At 71.9% G+C, this 23,476-nt stretch carries 21 protein-coding genes and 1 tRNA gene; 8 read left to right on the plus strand and 14 right to left on the minus strand.

From position 1 onward, the window contains the following. Window positions 1-38: 38 nt before the first annotated feature. Entirely contained in the window at window positions 39-638 is a 600-nt protein-coding gene (locus ACFQZ6_RS15145) for a TetR/AcrR family transcriptional regulator (RefSeq protein ID WP_381608802.1), read from the minus strand. A 188-nt stretch (window positions 639-826) separates the two neighbouring features. Here ACFQZ6_RS15145 and ACFQZ6_RS15150 point away from each other — a divergent pair, with 188 nt between their 5' ends. Next, window positions 827-4,063 carry a S41 family peptidase gene (locus ACFQZ6_RS15150; RefSeq protein ID WP_381608804.1) on the plus strand — a complete coding sequence of 1,079 codons (3,237 nt, stop codon included), beginning with the start codon at window positions 827-829 and terminating at the stop codon, window positions 4,061-4,063. Window positions 4,064-4,132: 69 nt separating this feature from the next. Here the strand turns inward: ACFQZ6_RS15150 and ACFQZ6_RS15155 are convergent, their stop codons facing one another. The 4 genes from ACFQZ6_RS15155 to ACFQZ6_RS15170 all read right to left on the minus strand — a co-directional run bounded on the left by ACFQZ6_RS15155 (window position 4,133) and on the right by ACFQZ6_RS15170 (window position 7,739). Further along, window positions 4,133-4,342, minus strand: coding sequence for a hypothetical protein (locus ACFQZ6_RS15155; RefSeq protein WP_381608806.1), 210 nt, complete (start codon window positions 4,340-4,342; stop codon window positions 4,133-4,135). Window positions 4,343-4,429: 87 nt separating this feature from the next. Further along, window positions 4,430-5,314: an SDR family oxidoreductase gene (locus tag ACFQZ6_RS15160; RefSeq protein ID WP_381608809.1), complete on the minus strand. Its 885-nt coding sequence runs from the start codon at window positions 5,312-5,314 to the stop codon at window positions 4,430-4,432. Continuing rightward, window positions 5,311-6,228, minus strand: coding sequence for an alpha/beta fold hydrolase (locus ACFQZ6_RS15165; RefSeq protein WP_381608813.1), 918 nt, complete (start codon window positions 6,226-6,228; stop codon window positions 5,311-5,313). Before ACFQZ6_RS15165 ends, ACFQZ6_RS15160 begins: the two co-directional genes overlap by 4 nt. Beyond that, window positions 6,225-7,739, minus strand: a complete 1,515-nt coding sequence (locus ACFQZ6_RS15170) for a flavin-containing monooxygenase (RefSeq protein WP_381608816.1) — start codon at window positions 7,737-7,739, stop codon at window positions 6,225-6,227. The genes ACFQZ6_RS15165 and ACFQZ6_RS15170 overlap by 4 nt, the downstream gene beginning before the upstream one ends. A 160-nt stretch (window positions 7,740-7,899) precedes the next feature. Here ACFQZ6_RS15170 and ACFQZ6_RS15175 point away from each other — a divergent pair, with 160 nt between their 5' ends. Next, entirely contained in the window at window positions 7,900-8,541 is a 642-nt protein-coding gene (locus tag ACFQZ6_RS15175) for a MerR family transcriptional regulator (RefSeq protein ID WP_381608819.1), read from the plus strand. On the opposite strand, the gene xth is transcribed toward ACFQZ6_RS15175, so the two are convergent. Next, window positions 8,542-9,348 (minus strand): exodeoxyribonuclease III, encoded by an 807-nt coding sequence (gene xth / locus ACFQZ6_RS15180; protein WP_381608822.1) that lies wholly within the window; start codon window positions 9,346-9,348, stop codon window positions 8,542-8,544. It lies immediately after the preceding gene. A gap of 83 nt (window positions 9,349-9,431) precedes the next feature. On the opposite strand from xth, the gene ACFQZ6_RS15185 reads away from it, so the two are divergent. Together ACFQZ6_RS15185 and ACFQZ6_RS15190 are read left to right on the plus strand one after the other, a co-directional pair. Then, window positions 9,432-9,908 (plus strand): GNAT family N-acetyltransferase, encoded by a 477-nt coding sequence (locus ACFQZ6_RS15185; protein WP_381608825.1) that lies wholly within the window; start codon window positions 9,432-9,434, stop codon window positions 9,906-9,908. Between the two features lie 104 nt (window positions 9,909-10,012). After that, entirely contained in the window at window positions 10,013-10,204 is a 192-nt protein-coding gene (locus ACFQZ6_RS15190; RefSeq protein ID WP_381608828.1) for a MazG nucleotide pyrophosphohydrolase domain-containing protein, read from the plus strand. A 151-nt stretch (window positions 10,205-10,355) separates the two neighbouring features. Here the strand turns inward: ACFQZ6_RS15190 and ACFQZ6_RS15195 are convergent. The 7 genes from ACFQZ6_RS15195 to galU all read right to left on the minus strand — a co-directional run bounded on the left by ACFQZ6_RS15195 (window position 10,356) and on the right by galU (window position 15,887). Further along, a tRNA-Ala gene (locus ACFQZ6_RS15195) sits at window positions 10,356-10,429 on the minus strand. Between the two features lie 73 nt (window positions 10,430-10,502). After that, window positions 10,503-11,687: a divisome protein SepX/GlpR gene (gene sepX / locus ACFQZ6_RS15200; protein ID WP_381608830.1), complete on the minus strand. Its 1,185-nt coding sequence runs from the start codon at window positions 11,685-11,687 to the stop codon at window positions 10,503-10,505. A 168-nt stretch (window positions 11,688-11,855) separates the two neighbouring features. Beyond that, the gene (locus ACFQZ6_RS15205; RefSeq protein ID WP_381618324.1) at window positions 11,856-12,488 is read right to left on the minus strand and encodes a GNAT family N-acetyltransferase; all 633 of its coding nucleotides are present in this window, start codon (window positions 12,486-12,488) and stop codon (window positions 11,856-11,858) included. Continuing rightward, complete coding sequence (locus ACFQZ6_RS15210) at window positions 12,485-13,024, minus strand: MogA/MoaB family molybdenum cofactor biosynthesis protein (RefSeq protein WP_381608833.1); 540 nt, start codon at window positions 13,022-13,024, stop codon at window positions 12,485-12,487. The genes ACFQZ6_RS15205 and ACFQZ6_RS15210 overlap by 4 nt, the downstream gene beginning before the upstream one ends. Next, a complete protein-coding gene (gene moaC / locus ACFQZ6_RS15215; RefSeq protein ID WP_381608836.1) occupies window positions 13,021-13,500 on the minus strand; it encodes a cyclic pyranopterin monophosphate synthase MoaC in 480 nt (159 codons plus the stop codon). Before moaC ends, ACFQZ6_RS15210 begins: the two co-directional genes overlap by 4 nt. A 90-nt stretch (window positions 13,501-13,590) precedes the next feature. After that, window positions 13,591-14,865: a molybdotransferase-like divisome protein Glp gene (glp, locus tag ACFQZ6_RS15220; protein ID WP_381618327.1), complete on the minus strand. Its 1,275-nt coding sequence runs from the start codon at window positions 14,863-14,865 to the stop codon at window positions 13,591-13,593. 119 nt (window positions 14,866-14,984) lie between these two features. After that, entirely contained in the window at window positions 14,985-15,887 is a 903-nt protein-coding gene (gene galU, locus ACFQZ6_RS15225; protein WP_381608839.1) for a UTP--glucose-1-phosphate uridylyltransferase GalU, read from the minus strand. 95 nt (window positions 15,888-15,982) lie between these two features. Here galU and ACFQZ6_RS15230 point away from each other — a divergent pair, with 95 nt between their 5' ends. After that, complete coding sequence (locus ACFQZ6_RS15230; protein WP_381608842.1) at window positions 15,983-16,597, plus strand: 5-formyltetrahydrofolate cyclo-ligase; 615 nt, start codon at window positions 15,983-15,985, stop codon at window positions 16,595-16,597. A 68-nt stretch (window positions 16,598-16,665) separates the two neighbouring features. Here the strand turns inward: ACFQZ6_RS15230 and ACFQZ6_RS15235 are convergent, their stop codons facing one another. Continuing rightward, on the minus strand, window positions 16,666-19,515 hold the full coding sequence (locus ACFQZ6_RS15235; protein WP_381608845.1) for a penicillin acylase family protein: 2,850 nt from the start codon (window positions 19,513-19,515) through the stop codon (window positions 16,666-16,668). 256 nt (window positions 19,516-19,771) lie between these two features. On the opposite strand from ACFQZ6_RS15235, the gene ACFQZ6_RS15240 reads away from it, so the two are divergent. The 3 genes from ACFQZ6_RS15240 (at window position 19,772) to ACFQZ6_RS15250 (ending at window position 23,429) form a co-directional block, all read left to right on the plus strand. Beyond that, on the plus strand, window positions 19,772-21,349 hold the full coding sequence (locus ACFQZ6_RS15240) for a potassium/proton antiporter (RefSeq protein WP_381608848.1): 1,578 nt from the start codon (window positions 19,772-19,774) through the stop codon (window positions 21,347-21,349). A 405-nt stretch (window positions 21,350-21,754) separates the two neighbouring features. Then, window positions 21,755-23,050 (plus strand): MFS transporter, encoded by a 1,296-nt coding sequence (locus ACFQZ6_RS15245; protein ID WP_381608851.1) that lies wholly within the window; start codon window positions 21,755-21,757, stop codon window positions 23,048-23,050. A 67-nt stretch (window positions 23,051-23,117) separates the two neighbouring features. Further along, window positions 23,118-23,429, plus strand: coding sequence for an FmdB family zinc ribbon protein (locus tag ACFQZ6_RS15250; protein WP_381608854.1), 312 nt, complete (start codon window positions 23,118-23,120; stop codon window positions 23,427-23,429). Window positions 23,430-23,476 lie beyond the last annotated feature (47 nt).

The following is a 23,476-nucleotide window of genomic DNA, read 5'->3' on the forward strand; positions in this document are numbered from 1 at the left end:
GAGCGGTTCGCGTCAGGTGGTAACGGAAGGGGTGGTGCTCAGGTGGTCGGGACGCCGAGAGCGGGGAGGATCACGGCGTCGATGTACGAGGTGAGGAACGCCTGGGTCGGTGGCAGTTCGTCGATCAGCGTCCGTGTCGCGAAGGCTCCGAGCATCATGTGCACGACGTAGCCGAGCGCGGGGTTGTCCGCACGGACCTCACCCCGGTCGACGGCGCGCCGCAGCACCCGCTGGAACTCCGCCAGTTCGGGCTCGATCACGAACTCCTTGAAGGCCCGCAGCAGGTCGGGGTTCCCGTGCACCGCCATGGCGAGACCGCGCATCAGCGCGGCGTTCTGCTCAAGCTGGCAGTCGTCCTCCCGGGTCGCCAGGGCGAGGAAGTCGCCCCGCAGGGACCCGGTGTCGTGGTCGGCGAGGCCGCCCGGCTTCATGCACCGGATCGCCTTCGCCACCAGCTCGGCCTTGCCGCCCCACTGGCGGTAGAGCGTGGCCTTGCTGGACCGGGTGCGGGTGGCCACGGCGTCCATGGTCAGGGCGTCGTAGCCGACCTCGCGGAGCAGGTCGAGCACGGCCTTGTACAGCTCGGCCTCACGCTCGGGCGTGAGCCGACTGCGGCGCGCGGTCGCGACCTCGGTCATCTCACTTCACCTTCCTCACTCCGGAACCCGGGCCGTGCCGCGCCACCTGAGTGAACGACACGGTTTCGTACACGTCGACTGTAACCCGGATCGCGAGGGAAACGAAACCGTTTCGTACGTGGCCTGGGTCACGTCGGCGCCCCGACCACGAGTTGCCCCGCCCCCGCCCCCGGAAAAGCATGGGGAGGGTGAGCTATCTGCGCCTGCCCCACGTCAGCGGTGACCTGCTCTGCTTCGTCGCCGAGGACGACCTCTGGCTGACCTCCCTCGACGGGGCGGGCCGCGCCTGGCGGCTCACCGTTGACCGCGCCAAGACCGGCGACCCCCGCTTCTCCCCCGACGGCCGCCACATCGCCTACACGAGCTGGCGGAGCTGGGTGCCGGAGATCCAGCTCGTCCCGGTGGACGGCGGTGAGAGCCGTCGGCTGACCTACTGGGGCAGCCCCGACACCCAGGTGCGCGGCTGGACCCCGGACGGCGAGATCCTCGCCGTCGCCTCGCACGGCGAACCGTTCTCCCACTTCACCTGGGCCTACAAGCTCACCCCCGACGGCGACCCCGGCCGCAAACTCCCCTGGGGCCCCGTCACCGACATCCAGGTGGCCGACCTCGACGCCGAGCGCAGGACCCTGCTGCTCACCGGCACCCCACCGCACGAACCCTCGGCCTGGAAGCGCTACCGGGGCGGCGCCACCGGCCGCCTCTGGCTGCACGGCGAACGGCTCCTCGACGGCATCGGCGGCCATCTGGCCTGCCCCATGCTGGTCGGCGGCCGGGTCGCCTTCCTCTCCGACCACGAGGGCGTCGGCAACCTCTACTCCTGCGCCCACGACGGCTCCGACCTGCGCCGCCACACCGACCACGACGCCTTCTACGCCCGGCACGCCGCCAGCGACGGCACCCGGGTCGTCTACCAGTGCGCCGGTGACCTGTGGATCGTCGACGACCTGGCCGCCGGTTCGCAGCCGCGCCGCCTGGACGTCCGGCTCAGCGGGCCGCGCGCCGGGCGGCGCCGCTACCAGGTGCCCGCCTCCCAGCACGTCGACGGCGTCTCCGTGGACGAGACGGGCCGCGCCAGCGCCGTCGTCGTACGCGGCAGCCTGTACTGGCTCACCCACCGCGACGGCCCCGCCCGCACCATCACCGACACCCCCGGCGTACGGGTCCGGCTGCCGGTGATGCTCGGCTCGGGCGGCCAGGTGGCGTACGTGACGGACGCGGAGGGCGAGGACGCCGTCGAGATCGCCTACCTGCCGCGCGCCACCGGCGACCGTGAGCCCCGGCGGCTGGCGGGGGGCGAGCTGGGCCGGGTCCTGGAGCTGGTCTCCGACCCGCGCGGCGAGCGCCTCGCCCTCGCCGCGCACGACGGACGGCTGCTGCTGCTCGACGCCACCGAGGACGGAGGCGGCGAGGTCACCGAGCTGGTCAGGTCGGACAACGGCCCGGTCCGCGACCTGGCGTTCTCGCCGGACGGGGCGTGGCTGACCTGGTCGCACCCCGGGATCGGGCGCACCCTGCGGCAGATCAGGATGGCCCGCATCAAGGACCGGTTCGTCGTGGACGTCACCGACGGCCGCTTCGAGGACGAGAACCCCGTCTTCACCTCCGACGGCCGCTACCTCGCCTTCCTCTCCTGGCGCGGCTTCGACCCGGTGTACGACGTCCACACCGGCGACCTGTCCTTCCCGCTGGGCTGCCGCCCCTACCTGGTGCCGCTGTCGTCGGCGACCCCGTCCCCGTTCGCCCTCAGCCCCGACGGGCGCCCGGCGGCCGGTGGCCTGGACCCGGTGGCCGACGAGGCGGGCGGGGGCGAGGCGGGCGCGGTCACCGTCGAGACGGAGGGCCTGGAGTGCCGGGTCACGCCCTTCCCCGTCACCGCCTCCAAGTACTCGGCGCTGCACCCGGTCGCGGGCGGCGGCCTGGTCTGGCTGCGCTGGCCGATCTCCGGCGCGCTCGGCGAGACCTTCGCCAACCCCGACGACACCACCGGCCGCCCCACCCTCGAACACTTCGGCATCACCAAGGCCAAGCGGACCGAACTCGTCGGCCACCTCGACTGGTTCGCCGTCAGCGGTGACGGCTCCCGGCTGGTCGTCGTCGACGAGGGTGACCTGCGCGCCGTCCCCGCCACCGAGACCGGCGACAGCGACAGCACCGTGTGGATCGACGCCCGCCGCATCCTGCACGAGGTCGACCCGGGCGCCGAGTGGCGGCAGGCGTACGAGGAGGCCGGTCGGCTCATCCGCGCCTACTTCTGGGACCCGGGGATGTGCGGCATCGACTGGGACGCGGTGCTGGCGCAGTACCGGCCGCTGGTCGACCGGGTCGCCTCCCCCGACGAGTTCGCCGACCTGCTCCGCGAGGTGCTGGGCGAGCTGGGCACCTCGCACGCCTACGTCACCCCCGCCCGCCGCAACGAGGGCCCGCCGCACTACCAGCGCTGGCAGGGCCTCCTCGGCGCCAACTTCACCCGCCGGGACGGCCAGTGGACGGTCCGGCGCATCCTGCCCGGCGACTCCTCCGACTCCAAGGCCCGCTCCCCGCTCGCCGGTTCCGGCATCCGCGAGGGCGCCGTCCTCACCCATGTCGACGGACGGCCGGTGGACCCGGTGGCGGGACCGTACCCGCTGCTCGCGGGTGCGGGCGGTACGACGGTGGAGCTGACCTTCACCCCGGCCGAGGGCACCGCGGGCCGCTCCCGCCGGGTCGCCGTCGTCCCGCTCGCCGACGAACGCCCCCTGCGCTACCAGGACTGGGTGGCCAAACGCCGCGAGGTGGTCCGGGAGCTGAGCGGCGGCAAGTGCGGCTATCTGCACATCCCCGACATGGGCGGCTCCGGCTGGGCGCAGTTCAACCGCGACCTGCGCATGGAGGTGTCCCGGCCCGCGCTCATCGTCGACGTGCGCGGCAACGCGGGCGGCCACATCAGCGAACTCGTCGTGGAGAAGCTCACCCGCACGATCCTCGGCTGGGACCTCACCCGCAACGCCCAGCCGGTGTCGTACACCTCCAACGCCCCGCGCGGCCCGGTCGTGGCGCTCGCGGACGAGGCGACCTCCTCCGACGGCGACATGATCACCGCCGCGTTCAAGCTGCTGAGGCTGGGCCCGGTGGTCGGGCAGCGCACCTGGGGCGGCGTCGTCGGCATGACCGGACGGCACCGGCTCGGCGACGGCACGGTGATCACGGTGCCGATGAACGCGGCCTGGTTCGACGCCTACGGCTGGTCCGTGGAGAACGAGGGCGTCACCCCCGACCTGGAGGCCCTGCGCACCCCGCTCGACTGGGCCGAGGGCCGCTACGCCCAGCTCGACGACGCCGTACGCCTCGCCCTCGACCTGCTGGCGGAGCACCCCGCGTCGGTGCCGCCGGACTACGGCGCCGTACCGGACAGGTCCCGCCCGAAGCTGCCACCGCGCACCTAAGTGCCGGGCACGAGAGAAGGGGTGCCCCCCGTCCGGGAGCACCCCTTCTACTCAGCGCATCGCCTCGCGTCAGACGTCGTAGTCCTGGTCGAAGCGCTCCTCGTCGTCACGCTCCCGGTCCTGGCGCGAGCGCTCGCCGCCGGGAGGCATGTGCTCCGGCTGCTCGCCCTGCTGACGGCCGCGCTGCTGCTGGGACCGCTCGCGGGTCTCCTGCATCTTGTCCTTGGCCTGCTGCTGCCACTGCTCGGCCTGGTCCTGGAACTTGTCCTTCATACCCATGTGGGTTCACTCCTGTGGTGAGTGGGGGAAGTGGGCCTCGTGGGCCCCGACCCAGATTCACATGGGCGGTGACGCCCCGCATGTCGATCACTTACGCTGCGTAGCCCTGGCCTGTTCGTCGGCGGCGCCGCCCGCGCCGACCAGCCCGGTGCGCAGCCCGTCGAGCCGGTCCGCGAACCGCCTCACCTCCCGCTGCCCGACCGTCCCGATCAGCGCGGGCAGGTAGCCGCGCACGCCCTGCATCCCGCGCAGCCACCACTGCCCGTACACATGGCTGGACCGACGCTCGATCCCGGCGACGATCCGGTCCACCGCCGGACCCAGCGGATAGGTCTTGTTCGACGGCCACGGCAGCCGCTGCCGCAACTCCCGCATCACGTCCGTCTGGTCGGCGCCGCGCACCATGTCGGTGTCCGTCCACGACAGGTACGCCACCCCGACCCGCACGCCCTTGTAGCCGACCTCGGCGCGCAGGCTGTGCGCGTACGCCTCCACACCGGACTTGGAGGCGCAGTACGCCGTCATCATCGGCGCCGGGGTGATCGCGGCGAGGGACGCGATCTGGAGGAGGTACCCCCGGCTCGCGGCGAGCAGCGGCAGGAAGGCGCGGGCGGTGACGGCGGACCCGATGAGGTTCACCTCGATGACCCGCCGCCAGGCCACCGGGTCGGACTCGCTGAACGGTCCCCCGGTGGCGACGCCCGCGTTGGCGACCACGATGTCGACCTTGCCGAACCGTTCCTTGACCTCGCGGGCGACCTCCGCCATGGCCTCGTGGTCGGTGACGTCGGCGTGCCAGCAGTCGCTGTCGCCGTGCAGCCGCTCGGAGACCCGCTTCAGCTCGTCCGGCTCCAGGCCGACCAGCGCCACGCTCGCGCCGCGCGCCGACAGCTTGCGGGCCAGCAGCTCCCCGACGCCGCGCGCGGCTCCGGTGACGACCGCGACCTGCCCCTCCAGGCTCACCCTGGTCATGCGCCCTCCTTGACCTTCACGTACGTGGTGACGAGTTCCCGTATCTTCCCGGTGACCAGTTCGGGCGCCTCCATCGGCGTCATATGGCCGAGGCCGGGCGCCACGGTCAGCCCCACGCAGTGCGGCAGCGCGGCGACCAGCGCCCGCGCGTGCACCGGCGGGGTGAGCCGGTCGTGCGTGCCGACCAGCACCGCGGTCGGCGCGGTGAGCTGCCGTACGCCGTGGTCGAGGTCGAGCAGGTCCAGCACCTGCGACCAGGCGTACCGCACCCGGCGCGGGCAGGCGTGCACGATCCGGGCGCAGGCGTCCACCGCGGCGGGGCTCGAACCGGCGCCCATCGTGCCGTACCTGAGGATGCGGCGGGCGAGCGGTGTGACCGGGCCGAGCGGGGCGCGGGAGCCCAGCACCTTGCGGGTGAGCCAGGTGCGCACCCGGCCGGGTCGCATCGGTATCACCGTCGACTCCGCGACCAGCCGGGAGACGCCGGTGCTGCACAGCAGGACGGCGGCGGCCCGCTCCCGCAGCGCCGGGCGCTCCGCCGCGGCCACCACGGTCATGGCGCCCATGGAGTGCCCGACGACCACCGCGCGTTCGCCGGGGGCGAGGGCGGCGTCGAGTACGGCTTCCAGGTCGTCGGCGAGCGCCTCGGGACTGCACGTAGGGCTGGCCGGGCTGCGTCCGTGGCCGCGCTGGTCGTAGGCGATGACGCGGTGGTCGGCGGCCAGGTCGCGGATCTGCGCGGCCCAGAAGGCGGTGGAGCAGGTCCAGCCGTGCGAGAGGACGACGGTGGGCGCCTTCTCGGGCCCGTGCACCTCGACGTGCAGCCGGGCGCCGTCGGCGGAGACGGCGGTGAGTTCGCGGGCGGGGGCGGGCGGGGCGTAGGGGCCGCTGGTGGCGTGCGTCAGCCGGCTCATACGGCGGCCTCGGCTATGTCGGTGTCCTGGGCCTCGGCGACGGCGGGCCGCAGCACCTCGTACTCCGCGAGGTCCACCCGCCGGGTCGCGCGCCGGAACTCGGCCGTCGTACCCGGCCAGATGGTGGTGTTGCGCCCGCTGGCGTCCAGGTACCAGCTGGTGCAGCCGCCGGTGTTCCACACCGTGCGCTTCATCCGCTCCTGCACCCGGTGGTTCCAGGCGGTGACGGCGTCGGCGCGGGCGTCGAGGGCGACGCGCCCGCCGAGCACGTCCAACTGGCGCAGGTAGTCGGCGAGGTAGTTCAACTGGGACTCGATCATCAGGATCATCGAGGAGTTCCCGAGCCCGGTGTTGGGCCCGATGAGCGTCATCCAGTTGGGGAACCCGGCCGCCGAGGCGCCGCGCAGCGCCTCCATGCCGCCCTTCCAGGTCTCGGCGAGGGTGCGCCCGTCGGCCCCCACGACCCGCTCGGCGATGGGCATGTCGGTGACGTGGAACCCGGTCCCGAAGATGATGGCGTCCGCCTCGGTCTCGGTCCCGTCGGCGGCGACGAGGGTGGAGCCCCGCACCTCGGTCAGCCCACTGGCGACGACGTCGACGTTGGGCTGGGCGAGCGCCGGATAGTAGTCGTTGGAGAGCAGGATGCGCTTGCAGCCGATGCGGTAGTCCGGGGTGAGCTTGGCGCGCAGCGCGGGGTCCTTGATGGCGCGGGCCATGTTCCGCTTGGCGAGCTGCTCGACGAAGCCGAGCTGGCCCGGGTGCTTGGTGAAGGCCCCCACCTGCAACTCCCGGATGCCCCACAGCAGTCCGCGCCGGAGCTGGGTGGTGAAGGGCAGGTTCCGGTGCAGGGCGCGCTCAAGCCCGCTGATCGACCGGTCCACCCGGGGCATCACCCACGGCGGGGTCCGCTGGAAGAGGGTGAGTCGACCGACCCGGGGCTGGATGGACGGCACGATCTGGATGGCGGAGGCGCCGGTGCCGACCATGGCGACGCGCTTGCCGCGCAGGTCGTAGTCGTGGTCCCAGCGGGCGGAGTGGAAGACCTTGCCGGGGAAGGAGTCGAGCCCGGGGATGTCCGGCACCTTGGGATCGGACAGCGGCCCGGTCGCGGACACGACGACGTCGGCGGTAAGCGTCCCCGAGGAGGTCTGGATGACCCACCGCAACCGCTCGGCATCCCAGGTCATCTTCTTCACCTCGGAGTTGAAGCGGAGGTGGGGACGGAGCCGGAAGGTGTCGGTGACGTGCTCCAGGTAGGCGCGGATGTGCCGCTGCCCGGAGAAGGTGCGCGGCCAGTCGGGGTTGGGCGCGAAGGAGAAGGAGTAGAGGTGGGAGGGCACGTCGCAGGCGCACCCCGGGTAGCTGTTGTCCCGCCAGGTGCCGCCGACGCTGTCGGCCCGTTCCAGGACGACGAAGTCGGTGATTCCCTCCCTGCGCAGCCGTACGGCGGCCCCGAGTCCGCCGAACCCGGACCCGACGACGGCCACCCTTACGTGCTCGTGCTCGGCCATCCGATGCCTCCACACTCGTCCGAACATGCTGAACCCGACTGCTGTCGTCAGCCGATTCCGCCAGTGAACACTGGCGCAATGGGAGCGTAGAGGAGGTGACTACCGATGGGTAGGGGTCAGGCGAAGGAAAGTTACCGGCGGTACGATTTAGAGTCGGGGCGTGACAGAGAAGCGTGAGTACCGCATGGAGGAACTGGCCAGCCTCGCTGGCATCACCGTCCGCACCCTCCGCTTCTACCGGGAACGCAAACTGCTCCCGCCACCGCGCCGCGAGGGCCGCATCGCCTGGTACGACGACCACCACCTGGCCCGCCTGCGCACCATCGCCGCGCTCCTCGACCGCGGCCACACCCTGAACGGCATCGCGGAGCTGGCCGACGCCTTCGACCATGGCCGCGAGGTCGGTGACCTGCTGGGCTACTACGGCGAACCCACCGAGGAGACGCCGGTCCGCCTCACCCCCGAGGAACTCGCCGCCCGCTTCGAGGGCGAGGTCACGCCGGAGAACCTGGCCGCCGCGATGGACCTCGGGTACGTGGGCACGGACGGCGACGAGATCGTGCACATCAGCCGACGGCTGCTGGACGTCTCCTCGGCGCTGGTCCGCGAGGGCATCCCGCTCGCGGAGGTGCTGCGGGCGGGCGCCCGGGTACGGGAACACGCGGACGCGCTGGCGGACCTGTTCGCCGAGATGGTCCTGCGCCACGGCACGGAGAAGGACCTGCAACGCCTGCGCCCGCTGGCGCGCAGCGTGGTGGAGGCGGAACTGTCACTGGCGTTGGACAGAAGACTGCAACGCTGACTACCGCGACTCGTACACCACGGTCACGGGCGCGTGATCGGACCACCGCTCCTCATGCCGGGCGGCCCGCTCGACGACCCCCTTCACGGCCCGCGCGGCAAGCCCGGCCGTGGCGAAGTGATAGTCGATCCGCCACCCGGTGTCGTTGTCGAAGGCCCGCCCGCGATAGGACCACCAGGAGTAAGGCCCTTCGACGTCAGGATGCAGCGCCCGCATCACGTCGACGTACCCGCCGTCCCCCGCGTCGAGCACGCGCGACAACCACTCACGCTCCTCGGGCAGGAACCCCGAACTCTTGGCGTTCCCCCGCCAGTTCTTCAGATCGGCGCGCTGGTGAGCGATGTTCCAGTCCCCACAGACGAGCACGTCCCGCCCCCCGGCGGCGGCCCGCTCCCGCAGCTCTTTCAGATAGGGAAGGAACTCCCCCATGAACCGCACCTTCTCCTCCTGCCGCGCGGTCCCGACCTCCCCCGACGGCAGATAGAGCGACGCGACCACCACCCCCGGCAGCTCCACCTCCACGTACCGCCCACTGCCATCGAACTCGGCCGACCCGAACCCCACCTGCACCCGATCGGGCTCCCGCCGCGTGTACAACGAAACGCCAGCCCGCCCCTTGGCGGCGGCGGGCGCGTGCACGACATGCCACCCGTCGGGCGCCCGCACCTCTTCGGGCAACTGCTGGGGCTCGGCGCGCACCTCCTGGAGGCACAGCACATCGGCGGAGGTGTCACGAAGCCACTCCACGAACCCCTTCTTCGAGGCGGCCCGCAGCCCGTTCACATTCACGGTGGTCACAGTCAGCACCGGGGCACCATACCCTTACCTTGGACATTGTCCAGATTCGAGCAGCCCCTGCCCACCATCCGCATGATTGTACGATACGCCGCATGAATATACGCCAGGTCGCCTTCGACCACCCCGACGCCGTCAAGCTGAACGACGAGGTCCAGGCCGAGTACCACGAGCGCTACGGCGACGGCGGCGACGCCACCCCGCTCGACCCGGCCGACTTCCGGCCCCCGAACGGCGTCTACCTCATCGCCTACGACGACCGGGACCGCCCGGTGGCGACCGGCGGCTGGCGCAGCCAGGACAAGAACGATGAGGGCAACGAGGACGGCGACGCCGAGCTGAAGCGCATGTTCGTCATCCGCGAGGCCCGCGGCCTGGGCCTCGCCCGCCGCATCCTGGCCGCCCTGGAGGAAGACGCCCGCGCGGCGGGCCGCACCCGCATGGTCCTGGAAACAGGCACCCAACAACCAGAGGCCATAGCCCTCTACACCTCCAGCGGCTACACCCCCTGCACGAAGTTCGGCTACTACCGCTTCCACAAGGACAGCCGCTGCTACGCGAAGGCGTTGTGAGCCCACACACACCCTGAGCCGCCACGAACGCGGCCAGGTCCGGAGGCCGGGAGGAGTTCACGCTCGGCTCCGCGGACGACGTCGGCGACCTGGCCAAACCGGTAATGGCCGAGGAGGACGCCCGAGAGGCACCGGGTGGCCGAACGGCCCTGGAACACGAACTCGCGGACTGCCTCTGGTCGATCCTGATCCTGGCCCACCGCTACGACGTGGACCTGGAAGCAGCGTTCCACCGCACGATGACCGAACTCGACGACGCCATCAGCACCCGCCTCCCGCAGCACGAGGCCGCCTGAGCCGGGGCATCAGCGATCTGAGCCGCCAGCAGCTGCTTGGCCGCGCCGCCAACTGGCAGACGCCGGAATGATCCAAGAGGCTCGCCACAAACGGCTGCCGTACAACGTGTCAGAGCCCCGGTTGGATCACCAACCGGGGCTCTGAGCTGCGTGGACCTGTGGGGATTTGAACCCCAGACCCCCTCGATGCGAACGAGGTGCGCTACCGGACTGCGCCACAGGCCCTTGCAACGAGTGAAACCTTAGCATCCCGATCAGGGTGCTTGGAAATCCGTTCCCCGGGCAGGGCGGAAGGGCGCTACTCGTTGGCCGCGCGGGGGCGGTCGCCGTCCTCGTACTGGTCGAAGAGCGGGGTGCGGCCGCCGCGCTCGCGGGAGCGGCGGGCTGAGGCGGCACGGCGGCGGGCGTCGCCGCGGGCGGGGGCGGGGACCTCCGGGGCTGGTTCCGGAGCCGCAGGGGGCTCCGGCGCCGTCCGCTGCTCCTGGGCTGCCGGGCCCGAGCGGGCCGAGCTCCAGGTATCGGGGGCGGAGAGGTCCACGCCGGGCGTCGCGCGCGGGGCGACGGGGGCCGTGACGTACGTCGGGAGCGGCACCGGCACCGGGTCCCAACTGTCGCCCTGCCCGGGGCCCTGCTGGCGCTCACGCTGTTGGTCGACCCACTCGGCGTGGTCGGTCTGCTCGACCAGCGCGCGCCGGTCCGCGGCGAGGGCGGTCAGCCCCGGGTCGGCCTCCGGCTCCGGTCCCTCCTCCTCGGGCTCGTCGGCGTCGACGGCCGTGCCGGAGGGGCGGCGCGGGGCGCGGGCGCGCTCCCGCAGATGCTGGGCCGCGGCCTCCGCGCGACGGCGGTCCATCTGGTACGTGAAGCGCCGCCGCTCCTGCGAGCGCAGGTACGCGATGTATCCGCTGAGCAGCACGGCGGGCACCCCGGGCGCCCACAGGAACGCGAGCCCGCCGACCGCCGCGACGATCGCGCCGAGCGTGAAGGCGAGGAAGAGCATCACCGTCGTACGTCTACGGCGCGCGAGCACCTTCGAGCGCCGGGCGCGTGCCGCAGCCGCCTCCGCGCCGGGCGCGCGCCGGGCGGGCGGGATGCGCTGCGGGCGCGGGGACGACGGAGAAGGCGGGGAGGGCGGGGACGGTTGGGCCGCGTCCGGGGCACGTTCCGCGGTGCGGGCGCGCTCGGGGGCCGGTACCGGCGCCTTGGGGCGGGTCGGGGGCATGGCGAAGGCCCGGACGTCCACCGAGTCGGTGACGTCGTCCGGGTCGGCGGGGCCGGGCTCCTCCTCGTCGGTGGAGCGCGCCCGCAGGTCCTTGGCGTACCGGCGCTCCATGGCCGCCCGTCCGGAGAGCAACCGGATGGCGGTGCTGAAGCGTTCCGTCGGACGGGCTTCGTTCAGCTCGTCCTGCCTACGGAGCCACATCGGCACCAAGTAGGCGGCCCAGGCCCCGACGATGACTGCGTAGATGAGGCCGCTGCTGCTCACGCCTCACACGGTAGAGGGGTTGGCGTGAGGCCATCCGCCAATTGGGCCGGTGTGTCGCACGATCTGGCTGATATTTCGAACTTTTTTTGTGATCGATGCGATCAGCAGACCACTGGAACCGTGAATTCTGCGTCCCGTCACGATCCCCGACCGACTAAATTCGAACGTTTATTCAATTTCCGCGTTGTGTGAGTTCCGTCTGCGCCGCCAGCGGTTGAGCAGGCCGTCCGGCACTTCCTCGGCGGTCAGCGCGAAGACCAGGTGGTCGCGCCAGGCGCCGTCGATGTGGAGATAACGGGGCCTGAGCCCCTCCTCACGGAATCCGAGTTTCTCCACCACCCGGCGGCTCGGCCCGTTCTCGGGGCGAATGCAGACCTCGATACGGTGCAGTCCGACCGTACGGAAACAGTGGTCCACGGCCAGCGCGACAGCCGTCGGCATCACCCCGCGACCGGCCACCGCCTCGTCCACCCAATAACCGACATGCCCCGAGCACATCGACCCCCAGGTGATTCCGGCGACCGTTAGCTGGCCGACCAGTCTGCCCTGGTACTCGATCACGAACGGCAGCATCCGGCCCGCGTTCGCCTCCGCGCGCAGGTGCCGCACCATCTGCCGGTAGGTCGGCCGGTGGGTGATCGGGCCGCCGGGCGAGGGCGGCGGGATGGTCGCCTCCCAGGGGCGCAGCCAGTCCCGGTTGCGCCGGTTCACCTCGCGCCAGGCCCGCTGGTCACGCAGCTTTATCGGCCGGAGGACGACATCGCCCTCCGCCAGCTCGACGGGCCAGGATGGGCTGTTCAGCTCGCACCCCCACTGCCGCCGGGTCTCGGGTGGTCGCCGCCGCGCAACTGGTCGACGGCGTGGACCAGCAGCGGCTCAAGCACGGCCAGCCCGTCGCGCACCCCGCCCGTGGAGCCCGGCAGGTTCACGATCAGCGTCCCGCCCGCCACGCCCGCCAGCCCCCGCGACAGCACCGCCGTGGGCACCTTGTCCCGGCCGTACGCGCGGATCGCCTCCGCGATGCCCGGCACCTCGTGGTCGAGGACCGCGCGGGTCGCCTCGGGGGTGCGGTCGGTCGGCGAGACGCCCGTACCGCCGGTGGTGACGATCACGTCGTACCCGGCGTCGACGCCCGCGCGCAGGGCCGCCTCCACGGGGTCGCCGTCGGGGACGACCTGAGGGCCGTCCACCGCGAAGCCGAAGCCGCGCAGGCCGTCCGCGACCAGCGGGCCGCCCTTGTCCGCGTAGACACCCGCGGCGGCCCGGTTGGACGCCGTGACCACCAGGGCGCTGTACGGCGCGGTCAGCGCTCCGCCAACCGACCCGTCGAGGCTCATGCCCGGCTCCAGTCGCCCGACTTGCCGCCCGTCTTCTCCTCCACCCGAACGTCCGTGATGACCGCTCCCTTGTCGACCGCCTTGACCATGTCGATCACCGTGAGCGCGGCGACCGAGACCGCGGTGAGGGCCTCCATCTCCACGCCCGTGCGGTCGGTGGTCTTCACCGTGGCGGCGATCTCCACGGCGTCGTCCGCGACCGACAGGTCCAGTCTCACACCCGCCACCGACAACGGGTGGCACAGCGGGATCAGGTCCGGGGTGCGCTTGGCGCCCATGATGCCCGCGATCCGCGCGGTGGCCAGGGCGTCCCCCTTCGGCACCCCCTCGCCGCGCAGCAGCTCGACCACGCGGGGCGAGACGAGCACGCGTCCGCTCGCGCGCGCGGTGCGGGCGGTGACGTCCTTCTCCGATACGTCGACCATACGGGCGGCGCCCGCGTCGTCGAGGTGCGTCAGTCGGTCCTGCGTACTCATGCTGTCGTGGCGCTCCCGGTCCGGGGTGGCCCGGTGCGGTGCGGCGCGCGGGCCTGTCGTGCGCGACACGGTACCCCCAACCGGTGGCCGTCAGCCGAGCAGGACCACCTCGACCTCGCTGCCGGGCTCGACGGCCGTCACGTCCTCCGGGACGACGATCAGCGCGTCCGCCTGCGCGAGGGCCGCGACCAGGTGGGACCCGGCGCCGCCGACCGGGGTGACCGCGCCGTCGGCGTACCGCCCGCGCAGGAACTGTCTGCGGCCCTTCGGGGACGTCAGCGGCTCGTCCGCGGTCAGCCGCGCGCGGGCGCGCGGGCGGTGGACGTCCTTCAGGCCCATCAGGGTGCGGATCGCGGGGCGCACGAACAGCTCGAAGGAGACGTACGACGAGACCGGGTTGCCGGGGAGGGCCAGCAGCGGGGTGTGGTCGGGGCCGATGGAGCCGAAGCCCTGCGGCTTGCCCGGCTGCATGGCCAGCTTGCGGAACTCCATGCCGCTGCCGGGCTCGTCCTCGTCGCCGACGTACGACAGGGCCTCCTTGACGACGTCGTACGCGCCGACGCTGACCCCGCCGGTGGTGACCAGCAGGTCGGCGCGGACGAGCTGGTCCTCGATGGTGGTGCGCAGGGTCTCGGCGTCGTCGGTGACGGCGCCCACGCGGTAGGCGATGGCCCCGGCGTCGCGGGCGGCGGCGGTGAGGGCGAAGCTGTTGGAGTCGTAGATCTGACCGGGGGCCAGTTCGCCGCCCGGCTGGACGAGTTCGCTGCCGGTGGACAGGACCACCACGCGTGGGCGGGGCCGTACCCGGACGGTGCCGCGGCCGATGGCGGCGAGCAGGGAGATCTGCGGCGGGCCGAGCACCGTACCGGCCGCCAGGGCGCGGTCGCCCTCCTTGACGTCGCTGCCCCGGGCGCGCACGTGCGCGCGTGCCTCGGCGGCCCGGTACACCTGGACCTGCCCGGAGGCGGCCTCCGGGGCGAGGCTGCGGGCCCGCATCCCGGTGACCGGGCCCGCGCCGAGGCCGCCGTCGGTCCACTCCACGGGCACCACCGTCTCGGCGCCGGGCGGCAGCGGGGCGCCGGTCATGATGCGGGCGGCCTGGCCGGGGCCGACGTGCAGCGGTTCGGCGGCGCCCGCCGCGACGTCCCCGACGACCTCCAGGGCGGCCGGGTACTCCTCGCTGGCGCCCGCGACGTCGGCGACCCGGACCGCGTAGCCGTCCATCGAGCTGTTGTCGAACGGCGGCAGGGAGACCGGCACCGTGATGTCGTCGACCAGGACGCAGCCCTGGGCGTCGAGCAGTTGCAGCTCGATGGGGTCCAGGGGGCGGACGGTGGCGAGGATGTCGTCCAGGTGTTCGTCCACCGACCACAGGCGGTCCGGGCCGAAGCGGTCCTCCCGCGGACCGGAGGGATGGTCCGGGTGGCCCGCGTGATCCGGTTGGTCCGGGCCGGTGGCGTGGGCGGCGGCGGTGCTCAAGGTGGCTACATCTCCTCGGTGACGTAACTGCGCAGCCAGGCCCGGAACTCCGGGCCCAGGTCTTCACGTTCGCACGCGAGTCTGACAATGGCACGCAGGTAGTCGCCACGGTCCCCGGTGTCATAGCGGCGGCCCTTGAAGACGACGCCGTGCACCGGGCCGCCGACCTTCTCGTCCGCGGCGAGCTGCTGGAGGGCGTCGGTGAGCTGGATCTCGCCGCCGCGGCCGGGCTCCGTCCTGCGCAGTATGGCGAAGATCGCCGGGTCGAGGACGTAGCGGCCGATGACGGCGTAGTTCGACGGGGCGTCCGCCGGGTCCGGCTTCTCGACCAGGCCGTTGACCTTGACGACGTCGCTGTCCTCGGTGGTGTCGACGGCGGCGCAGCCGTAGAGGTGGACCTGCTCGGGCGCGACCTCCATGAGGGCGATCACGCTGCCGCCGTACTGCTCCTGGACCTCGATCATCCGCTTCAGCAGCGGGTCGCGGGCGTCGATCAGGTCATCCCCGAGGAGGACGGCGAAGGGCTCCTGGCCGACGTGCGGGGCGGCGCACAGGACGGCGTGGCCGAGGCCCTTGGGGTCGCCCTGGCGGACGTAGTGCATGGTGGCGAGGTCGCTGGACTCCTGGACCTTGGCGAGCCGCTCGGCGTCGCCCTTCTTCCCCAGGGCCGACTCAAGCTCGTAGTTGCGGTCGAAATGGTCCTCCAAGGGGCGCTTGTTGCGGCCCGTGACCATGAGGACGTCGTCGAGACCGGCGGACACGGCCTCCTCGACCACATACTGGATCGCGGGCTTGTCCACGACCGGCAGCATCTCCTTGGGAGTGGCCTTCGTCGCCGGCAGGAACCGGGTGCCGAGGCCTGCTGCGGGGATGACAGCCTTGCTGATCCTGGGGTGCGACTGAGTCATGCCCGACACCATAACCGGTGCCTTTGTGAGGAATCTGAGGCTCCGGCCCGATGGCTCACATATGAGCACATTGACGGAGACAACAGGAGCAACAGGTGCGCCACATCGACTCCTCAGCGGAGCCTGACAAGCGAACGTTGCGGCGGGAGTTCCTCACGGTGAGGAACAGATTGACGGCGGATGACGTGCGGGAATCGGGCGAGGCGCTGGCCCGGCACGCGCTGGGCCTGCCGGAGCTGGCGCACGCGCGCACGGTGGCGGCGTACGTCTCCGTGGGGAGCGAGCCCGGCACGCTCGCGCTCCTTGACGCGCTGCGCGAGCGGGGCGTGCGCATCCTGTTGCCCGCGCTGCTGCCGGACAACGACCTGGACTGGGGCGAGTACACCGGGGAGGGCTCGCTCGCGCGGGTGCAACACGGCGGCCGGATGGCCCTGTTCGAGCCCGCCGGGGAGCGGCTCGGCCCGGACGCCGTCACCGCCGCCGACGCCGTGCTGCTGCCCGGCCTCGCCGTCGACACGCGCGGGATGCGGCTGGGCCGCGGCGGAGGGTCGTACGACCGGGTCCTCGCCCGTCTGGACCGCGCGGGCGCGCACCCCGCGCTGGTCGTCCTGCTGTATGACACGGAGGTCGTCGCGCGGGTGCCCGCCGAGCCGCACGACCGGCCGGTGCGGGCGGTCGTGACGCCATCCGGGGTGCGACGCTTCCCCTGAAGCCTCCCCGGACAGGCGAAGGGGCCGTCACGCGCGCGTGACGGCCCCTTCCGTGAATGCCCGACGTGTCAGGGCTTGAGCACCAGCGTGTCGCTCGTACCGCCGTCGACCGCCTTCTCGGTGAAGGCCCACGGCAGCAGTTCACCGTCGGCCCACTTGTCGGTCTGGTCGGTGTAGTGGGCGCTGTAGGCGTGCCCGGAGGCGCCCGTGAGGTTGATCCACTGGGACTTGTCGAGGTTGTCCAGGTTGACCACCATCCGCATCGACGGCACCCAGACGACGCCGAAGCCGCCCGCCGCGTTCCAGCCGGTCGCGTTGACCGTGGCCTCGCCGCCGCTGAGCTTCCAGGGGCCGCGGTTGAGGACGTACTGGAGGAAGCCGGGGCCGGAGGTGCCGAGCGTCTGGTTCTTCAGGAACAGGCGGTGCAGCCTGCCCCAGCTCCAGGTGTCGATGTCCTTGCCGAGCTTGGCGGTCAGCTCCCAGCGGGCGTCGATCATGGCGCGCTTGAACAGGGCGTCACGGTCGGCGGAGGCGGCCGGGCGGGTGCCCGAGCGGGGCGTGGTCCACCAGTCGCTGTCCTCGTCGTCCATGAGGTTGCGCACCACCTCGAACCAGCGGTCGCCGCCGTCCGGCTGGGCCTGCTCGGCGTCGCGCTGCCCGCACTCGCGGACCTTCTCCACCTCGTCGGCCGGGCCGGTGGGGTTGACCGGGTCGACCCACAGGCACTGGCCCTTGACGCGCAGCTCCTTGGGCAGCTTGTTGCCGAAGGCCAGCTTGAGGATGTTGCGCCACGTCGAGTTGAAGTAGGCCGCCGCCGCGGAGTCGGCGTCCTGGGTGTAGTCCCAGCCCTCCAGCAGCTTCTGCGCCTCGCGGACGTCCTTGTCGCCGACGTCGATCTTCAGCAGTTGCGGGACGAGCAGCTTGGCGATCTCGCTGCTGTTGTCCATCTGCATCTGGCGCATGTCGTCGGTGGAGACCTTGCCGCCGCCCTTGATCTTCGACTCGATCAGGTCGGTGATGCGCTGGCTGCGGGTGCCGTAGCCCCAGTCCGTGGTGAGCGTGTAGGGGTAGTCCTTGTTCACGACGGCCTGGTTGGCGGTGACGATGTAGCCGCGCTCCGGGTTGTACTCGTACGGCAGTTCGTCCCGCTCGATGTAGCCGGTCCAGCGGTACTTGGTGTCCCAGCCGGGCGCCGGGATCGAGCCGTCGTGGTTCTTCGCGCGCGTGGGGATCTTCCCCGGCAACGTGTAGCCGATGTTGTTCTCGGTGTCGGCGTAGATCAGGTTCTGCGAGGGGACGTCGAACAGCGCCGCCGCGGCCCGGAAGTCCTCCCAGTCGGCCGCCTTGTTCATCGCGAAGACGGCGTCCATGGTGGTGCCCGGCTCCAGCGCGGTCCAGCGCAGGGCGATGCCGTAGCCGTCGCCGCGGTCGGGTGCCGCGGTGTCGACGGTGGCCTTGCGGCCGACCTTGACCAGCTCGTCGTCGCGGTCGGACAGCAGGGGGCCGTTGTCGGTCTCGCGGACGACGATCCGCTCCGCCTTGCCCCCGGCGACCTTGATGGTCTCCTCGCGCGTGGTGAACGGGACGACCTTGCCGCCGGACAGGTAGCCGTCGCCGGTGAGCTTCTCCAGGTACAGGTCGGTGACGTCGACGCCGGAGTTGGTCATGCCCCAGGAGATGTCCCGGTTGTGGCCGATGACCACGCCGGGCAGGCCCGCGAAGGTGTAACCGGCGACGTCGTACTGGCACTTGTCGGAGAGGCTGCGGCAGTGCAGGCCCATCTGGTACCAGACCGACGGCAGCGAGGCCGACAGGTGCGGGTCGTTGGCCAGCAGCGGCTTGCCGGTGATGGTGTGCTCGCCGCCGACGACCCAGGAGTTGGAGCCGATGCCGTTGCCGTTGACCCCGACGGCGGTGGGGAGGTCCTCCAGGAGGCCGTAGAGGCCGCCTAGCTGGGTCTGGAGGACGTCGCTGGTACCGGTGGCCGTTCCGGTCGCGTCCGTGCCTGTTCCAGTCGCGCCCGTGCCTGTTCCGGTCGTACCGGCCGTGCCGGTCGCCGTGCCGTCCGTCGACGTGCCGGTGGAGTCGGTGCCGAACCCCGTCCCGGAGCCCCCGGTGCCGGTGTCCTCGCCCTGCGACCAGGCGCCGGTCAGCTCGTCGTACTGGCCCTCCTGCACGATCGCCTTGTGGCGGCCGTAGGGGTACTGCGGGTACAGCTCGGCGATCTGCTGCGGACCGAGGCGACTGGTCGCCAGCGCCCGGTCGATCTCGTCCTCCATGTTGCCGCGCAGGTCCCAGGCCATCGCCTTCAGCCAGGAGACCGAGTCGACCGGCGTCCACTTCGCGGGCTTGTAGTCGTTGCTGAAGCCCAGCGCCGCGTACTCCAGGGAGATCTCCTCGCCGTCCTTGCCCTCCAGGTAGGCGTTGACCCCCCTGGCGTACGCGTCGAGGTATTTCTTGGTCTCGTCCGACAGCTTGTTGTCGTACTCCTCCCGCGCGACGCGGTCCCAGCCCAGGGTGCGCAGGAACTCGTCGTTGTCGATCTGGCTCTTGCCGAACATCTCCGACAGCCGCCCGGACGTCATGTGGCGGCGGACGTCCATCTCGTAGAACCGGTCCTGCGCCTGCACGAAGCCCTGCGCCATGAACAGGTCCTCGTCGGAGGAGGCGTAGAGCTGCGGGATGCCGTAGCCGTCGCGTTTGACGTCCACCGGGCCGGACAGGCCGTCGAGCGTGATCGAGCCCTTGGTCTGCGGGAACGAGGCGCGCACGGTGCTGATGGACCAGTACGCCCCGTAGGCGATGCCGCCGATGATGGCCAGTACCAGCACGAGCACGATCAGGCGGGCGCCGCGTCCCTTCTTCCTGCCGGACTTGGCGGGCTGCTGACCCGTTGTGGCGGTGGTGTTGGGGGGCATCGCTGTCCTTGCTGTCCTAACGCGAGCGGCAGGTCGGTGCTGTCGGTGCTGTGATTTTGAATGAGCGCTGGAGCAACCATAGGCGCAGGGCCCCACGCCACTTGACGCGGAGTGGGGAACCGGCGCGGACGGACGTTCGATCATGCCTGGATCCGCGTCAAGAAATCGTCAAGAGTTAGGTAAGGTAATGAAGTAACCGAATGGTTGATACGGAGCGCGGCGTCGGCCGGGGGCGCGCGGTGCCGCTCCGTGTCCCATGCACGAAGGCATCCACGCGCGCGTGCCGCGCGTGAGCCGTCACGCGTGCGTGCCACGCGTGGGCCAGGGAAGGGAACGGCCGCTGACTGTCCACCAGCTCAACCAGCTCCTGCTCGTCTGCTCGCTCGTCCTGCTCGTCGCCGTCGCAGCGGTCCGGATCTCCTCGCGCAGCGGGCTCCCCAGCCTGCTCGTGTACCTGGGCATCGGCATGGCCATGGGCCAGGACGGCATCGGCGACATCCACTTCGACAACGCCGCACTCACCCAGGTCATCGGCTACGCGGCCCTCGTCGTGATCCTGGCCGAGGGCGGACTCGGCACGAAGTGGAAGGAGATCCGGCCCGCCCTGCCCGCCGCCTCCGCGCTGGCGCTGTTCGGGGTCGCGGTGAGCGTGGGGGTCACGGCGGCCGGAGCGCACTACCTGACCGGGCTGGAGTGGCGGCAGGCGCTCATCATCGGCGCGGTGGTGTCCTCCACCGACGCCGCCGCCGTCTTCTCCGTCCTGCGGCGCATCCCGCTGCCCGCGCGCGTGACCGGCACGCTGGAGGCCGAGTCCGGCTTCAACGACGCCCCGGTGGTCATCCTCGTCGTCGCCTTCTCCACCGCCGGGCCGATCGAGCACTGGACCGTGCTGGTGGGCGAGATAGCGCTGGAGCTGCTCATCGGCGGCACCATCGGACTCGCGGTCGGCTGGCTCGGCTCATGGGCGCTGCGGCACGTGGCGCTGCCCGCCTCCGGCCTCTACCCCATCGCCGTGCTGGCGATCGCCGTCAGCGGCTACGCGCTCGGCGCGATCGCCCACGGCAGCGGGTTCCTCGCGGTGTACCTCGCCTCGATGGTGCTGGGCAACGCCCGCCTCCCGCACTGGCCCGCCACCCGGGGCTTCGCCGACGGCCTCGGCTGGATCGCCCAGATCGGCATGTTCGTCCTGCTCGGCCTGCTGGTCACCCCGCACGAACTCGGCGACGACATCCTGCCCGGCCTCGTCATCGGGCTGGTCCTGACCGTCGTCGCCCGCCCGCTGAGCGTCGCGCTCTGCCTGCCGCCGTTCCGGGTGCCGTGGCGGGAGCAGGCGCTGATGTCCTGGGCCGGGCTGCGCGGCGCCGTGCCCATCATCCTGGCGACCATCCCCATGGTGAACGGCGTCGCGGGCAGCCGCCGGATCTTCAACATCGTCTTCGTCCTGGTCGTCGTCTACACCCTCGTCCAGGGCCCGACCCTGCCCTGGCTCGCCCGCAAGCTGCGCCTGGGCGACCGGGCGGAGGCCACCGACCTCGGCATCGAGTCGGCGCCCCTGGAGCGGCTGCGCGGGCACCTGCTGTCCGTTGCGATCCCGGACGGCTCCCGGATGCACGGCGTCGAGGTGGCCGAGCTGCGGCTGCCACCCGGGGCGGCGGTCACCCTCGTCGTCCGGGAGGGGAAGTCCTTCGTGCCCCTGCCGACGACCGTGCTGCGCCGCGGCGACGAACTCCTGGTGGTCACCACCGACCCGGTCCGCGACGCGGCGGAACGACGGCTGCGCGCGGTGGGCCGCGGGGGCAAGCTGGCGGGGTGGCTGGGGACCAGCGGTACGTAGGCACTCCGTTAGGTGTGCGGTGTCGTAGGTGCGGGGCTTGATCGCGGGGGTACGGCGCCGTGGTGCGGGGCCTCGTCGCAGACGTACGGCGTCGCAGACGTACGGCGTCGCAGTGCGGAGCTTGATCGCGGGGGTACGGCGTCGCGGTGCCGGGCCTCATCGCAGGTGTACGGCCTGGTAGTGCTGGCTTTCACAGGCGCGCCCGGCGTCGGTCCTTGTATCATGTGGACGCACCTGATCGAACCACCTCTGCCTGACGCAGAGCTGGCGCGGCCGTATGGCGGCCGGGTCGCCCGCTGGAGCAGCGGGCCCCGGTATCTACCGCAGTCCCGCGCGCGAGGACAGCTCTCGGCGCCGCCCCTCACCCACGAGGGCGCGCTACCAGGCGGCAGAAAGGCACGGGCCGTGGTGTCCACGGTCACCTCCTCGAAGAAGCCGAAGAACTCGGCGTCCTCGTCCCGCCAGGGCTACGGCCAGTTGCTGCGCACCCGCGGCGCCTGGACGTTCCTGCTGCCCGGCTTCGCGGCACGCCAGCCGTTCGCGATGCTCACCCTGTCCATCGTGCTGCTCGTGCAGCACACCACCGGCTCCTACGGCGCGGCGGGCGCCGTCGCGGCCGTCACGGGCGTCTCCATGGCGCTGTTCGCCCCCTACAGCGGCCGTCTGGCCGACCGCTTCGGGCAACGTGCCGTCCTGGTCCCCGGCGTGCTGGTGCACGGCGTGGCCGGGCTCGGCCTGACCGCGCTGGCGCTGGCGGACGCGCCGCTGTGGGCGCTGTTCGCGGCAGCCGTGCCCACCGGCGCCTCGGTGCCGCAGATCGGCCCCATGGTGCGCGCCCGCTGGGGCGTCAAGCTCCAGGGCTCGCCCCTGATGACCACCGCGGCGGCCTTCGAGTCGGTCACCGACGAGCTGACCTTCGTCGTCGGTCCGCTGCTCGCCACCGCGCTGTGCACCACCGTCGACCCGGCCGCGGGCCTGGTGACCGAGGCCGCGCTGACCCTCGTCGGCGGCCTGCTGTTCGCCGCGCAGCGGGGTAGCCAGCCCGAGGTGAGCGCGGGCGGGCACGCGCGCGTGGAGCACGCCTCCGCGCCGCGCGTCCCCGGCGTGCGGGTGCTGATCGTGGCGTTCCTGGGCATCGGCTCCGTCTTCGGGGGGATGCAGGTCTCCCTGGCCGCGTTCACCGAGTCGATCGGCGAACCGGGCCTGAACGGCGTCCTGTACGGCGTCTTCGCCGCGGGCAACATGCTCTCCGGCATCGCCTGCGGCGCCATCGCCTGGAAGGCGGCCCCGCAGCAGCGCCTCGTCGTCGGGTACGCCGCCCTCGCGCTGGTCGCGTCCGGGCTGTGGGCCGCCCACTCGGTGGTCGTCCTCGCCGGGCTCGGTCTGCTGGTGGGCATGGCCATCGCGCCCGCGCTGATCACCGGCTACACCCTCGTGGAGGGGCTGGTTCCGGCCGGTGCCCGCACCGAGGCGTTCACCTGGCTGACCGGCGCGGTCGCGCTCGGCCAGGCGGCGGCGGTCACGGTCGCCGGGCAACTGGAGGACCGGCTGTGGGACGGCGCCGGGTTCCTGGTGCCGATGGGGGGCACGATGCTCGCCCTGGCGACCGTGCTGGCGCTGCGTTCGCGGCTCGCGGCACGGCCCGGTGGCCGGACCGTCGCGCGTGGCGTCGGTCACCGCTCGCCGGTGGCAGTGGACTGAACGGCGGGAATACGTCACTATGGAGCGTCGTTAGCACTCATCGAGTGAGAGTGCCAGGAGGAAGACAGTGCCGACCTACCAGTACCAGTGCACCGAGTGCGGCGAGGGCCTTGAGGCGGTGCAGAAGTTCACCGACGACGCCCTGACCGAGTGCCCCAACTGCGGTGGCCGCCTCAAGAAGGTGTTCTCCGCGGTCGGCATCGTGTTCAAGGGCTCGGGCTTCTACCGCAACGACAGCCGCGGCTCCTCGTCGAGCAGCTCGCCCGCCGCGTCGAAGTCGTCGTCGGGTTCGTCGTCCAGCTCGTCCGCGTCCGGTTCGTCGTCGTCCTCGGACTCGAAGTCGTCGAGCAGCGGCACCTCCACCAGCTCGGCCGCGTAGCACTCCCGCCAGGTCTTACGGAACCCTGTCGTCGTACGGCGACAGGG

Origin of the sequence: Streptomyces flavalbus, assembly GCF_042674625.1 — a bacterium.
GTDB classification, from domain to species: domain Bacteria; phylum Actinomycetota; class Actinomycetes; order Streptomycetales; family Streptomycetaceae; genus Streptomyces; species Streptomyces flavalbus.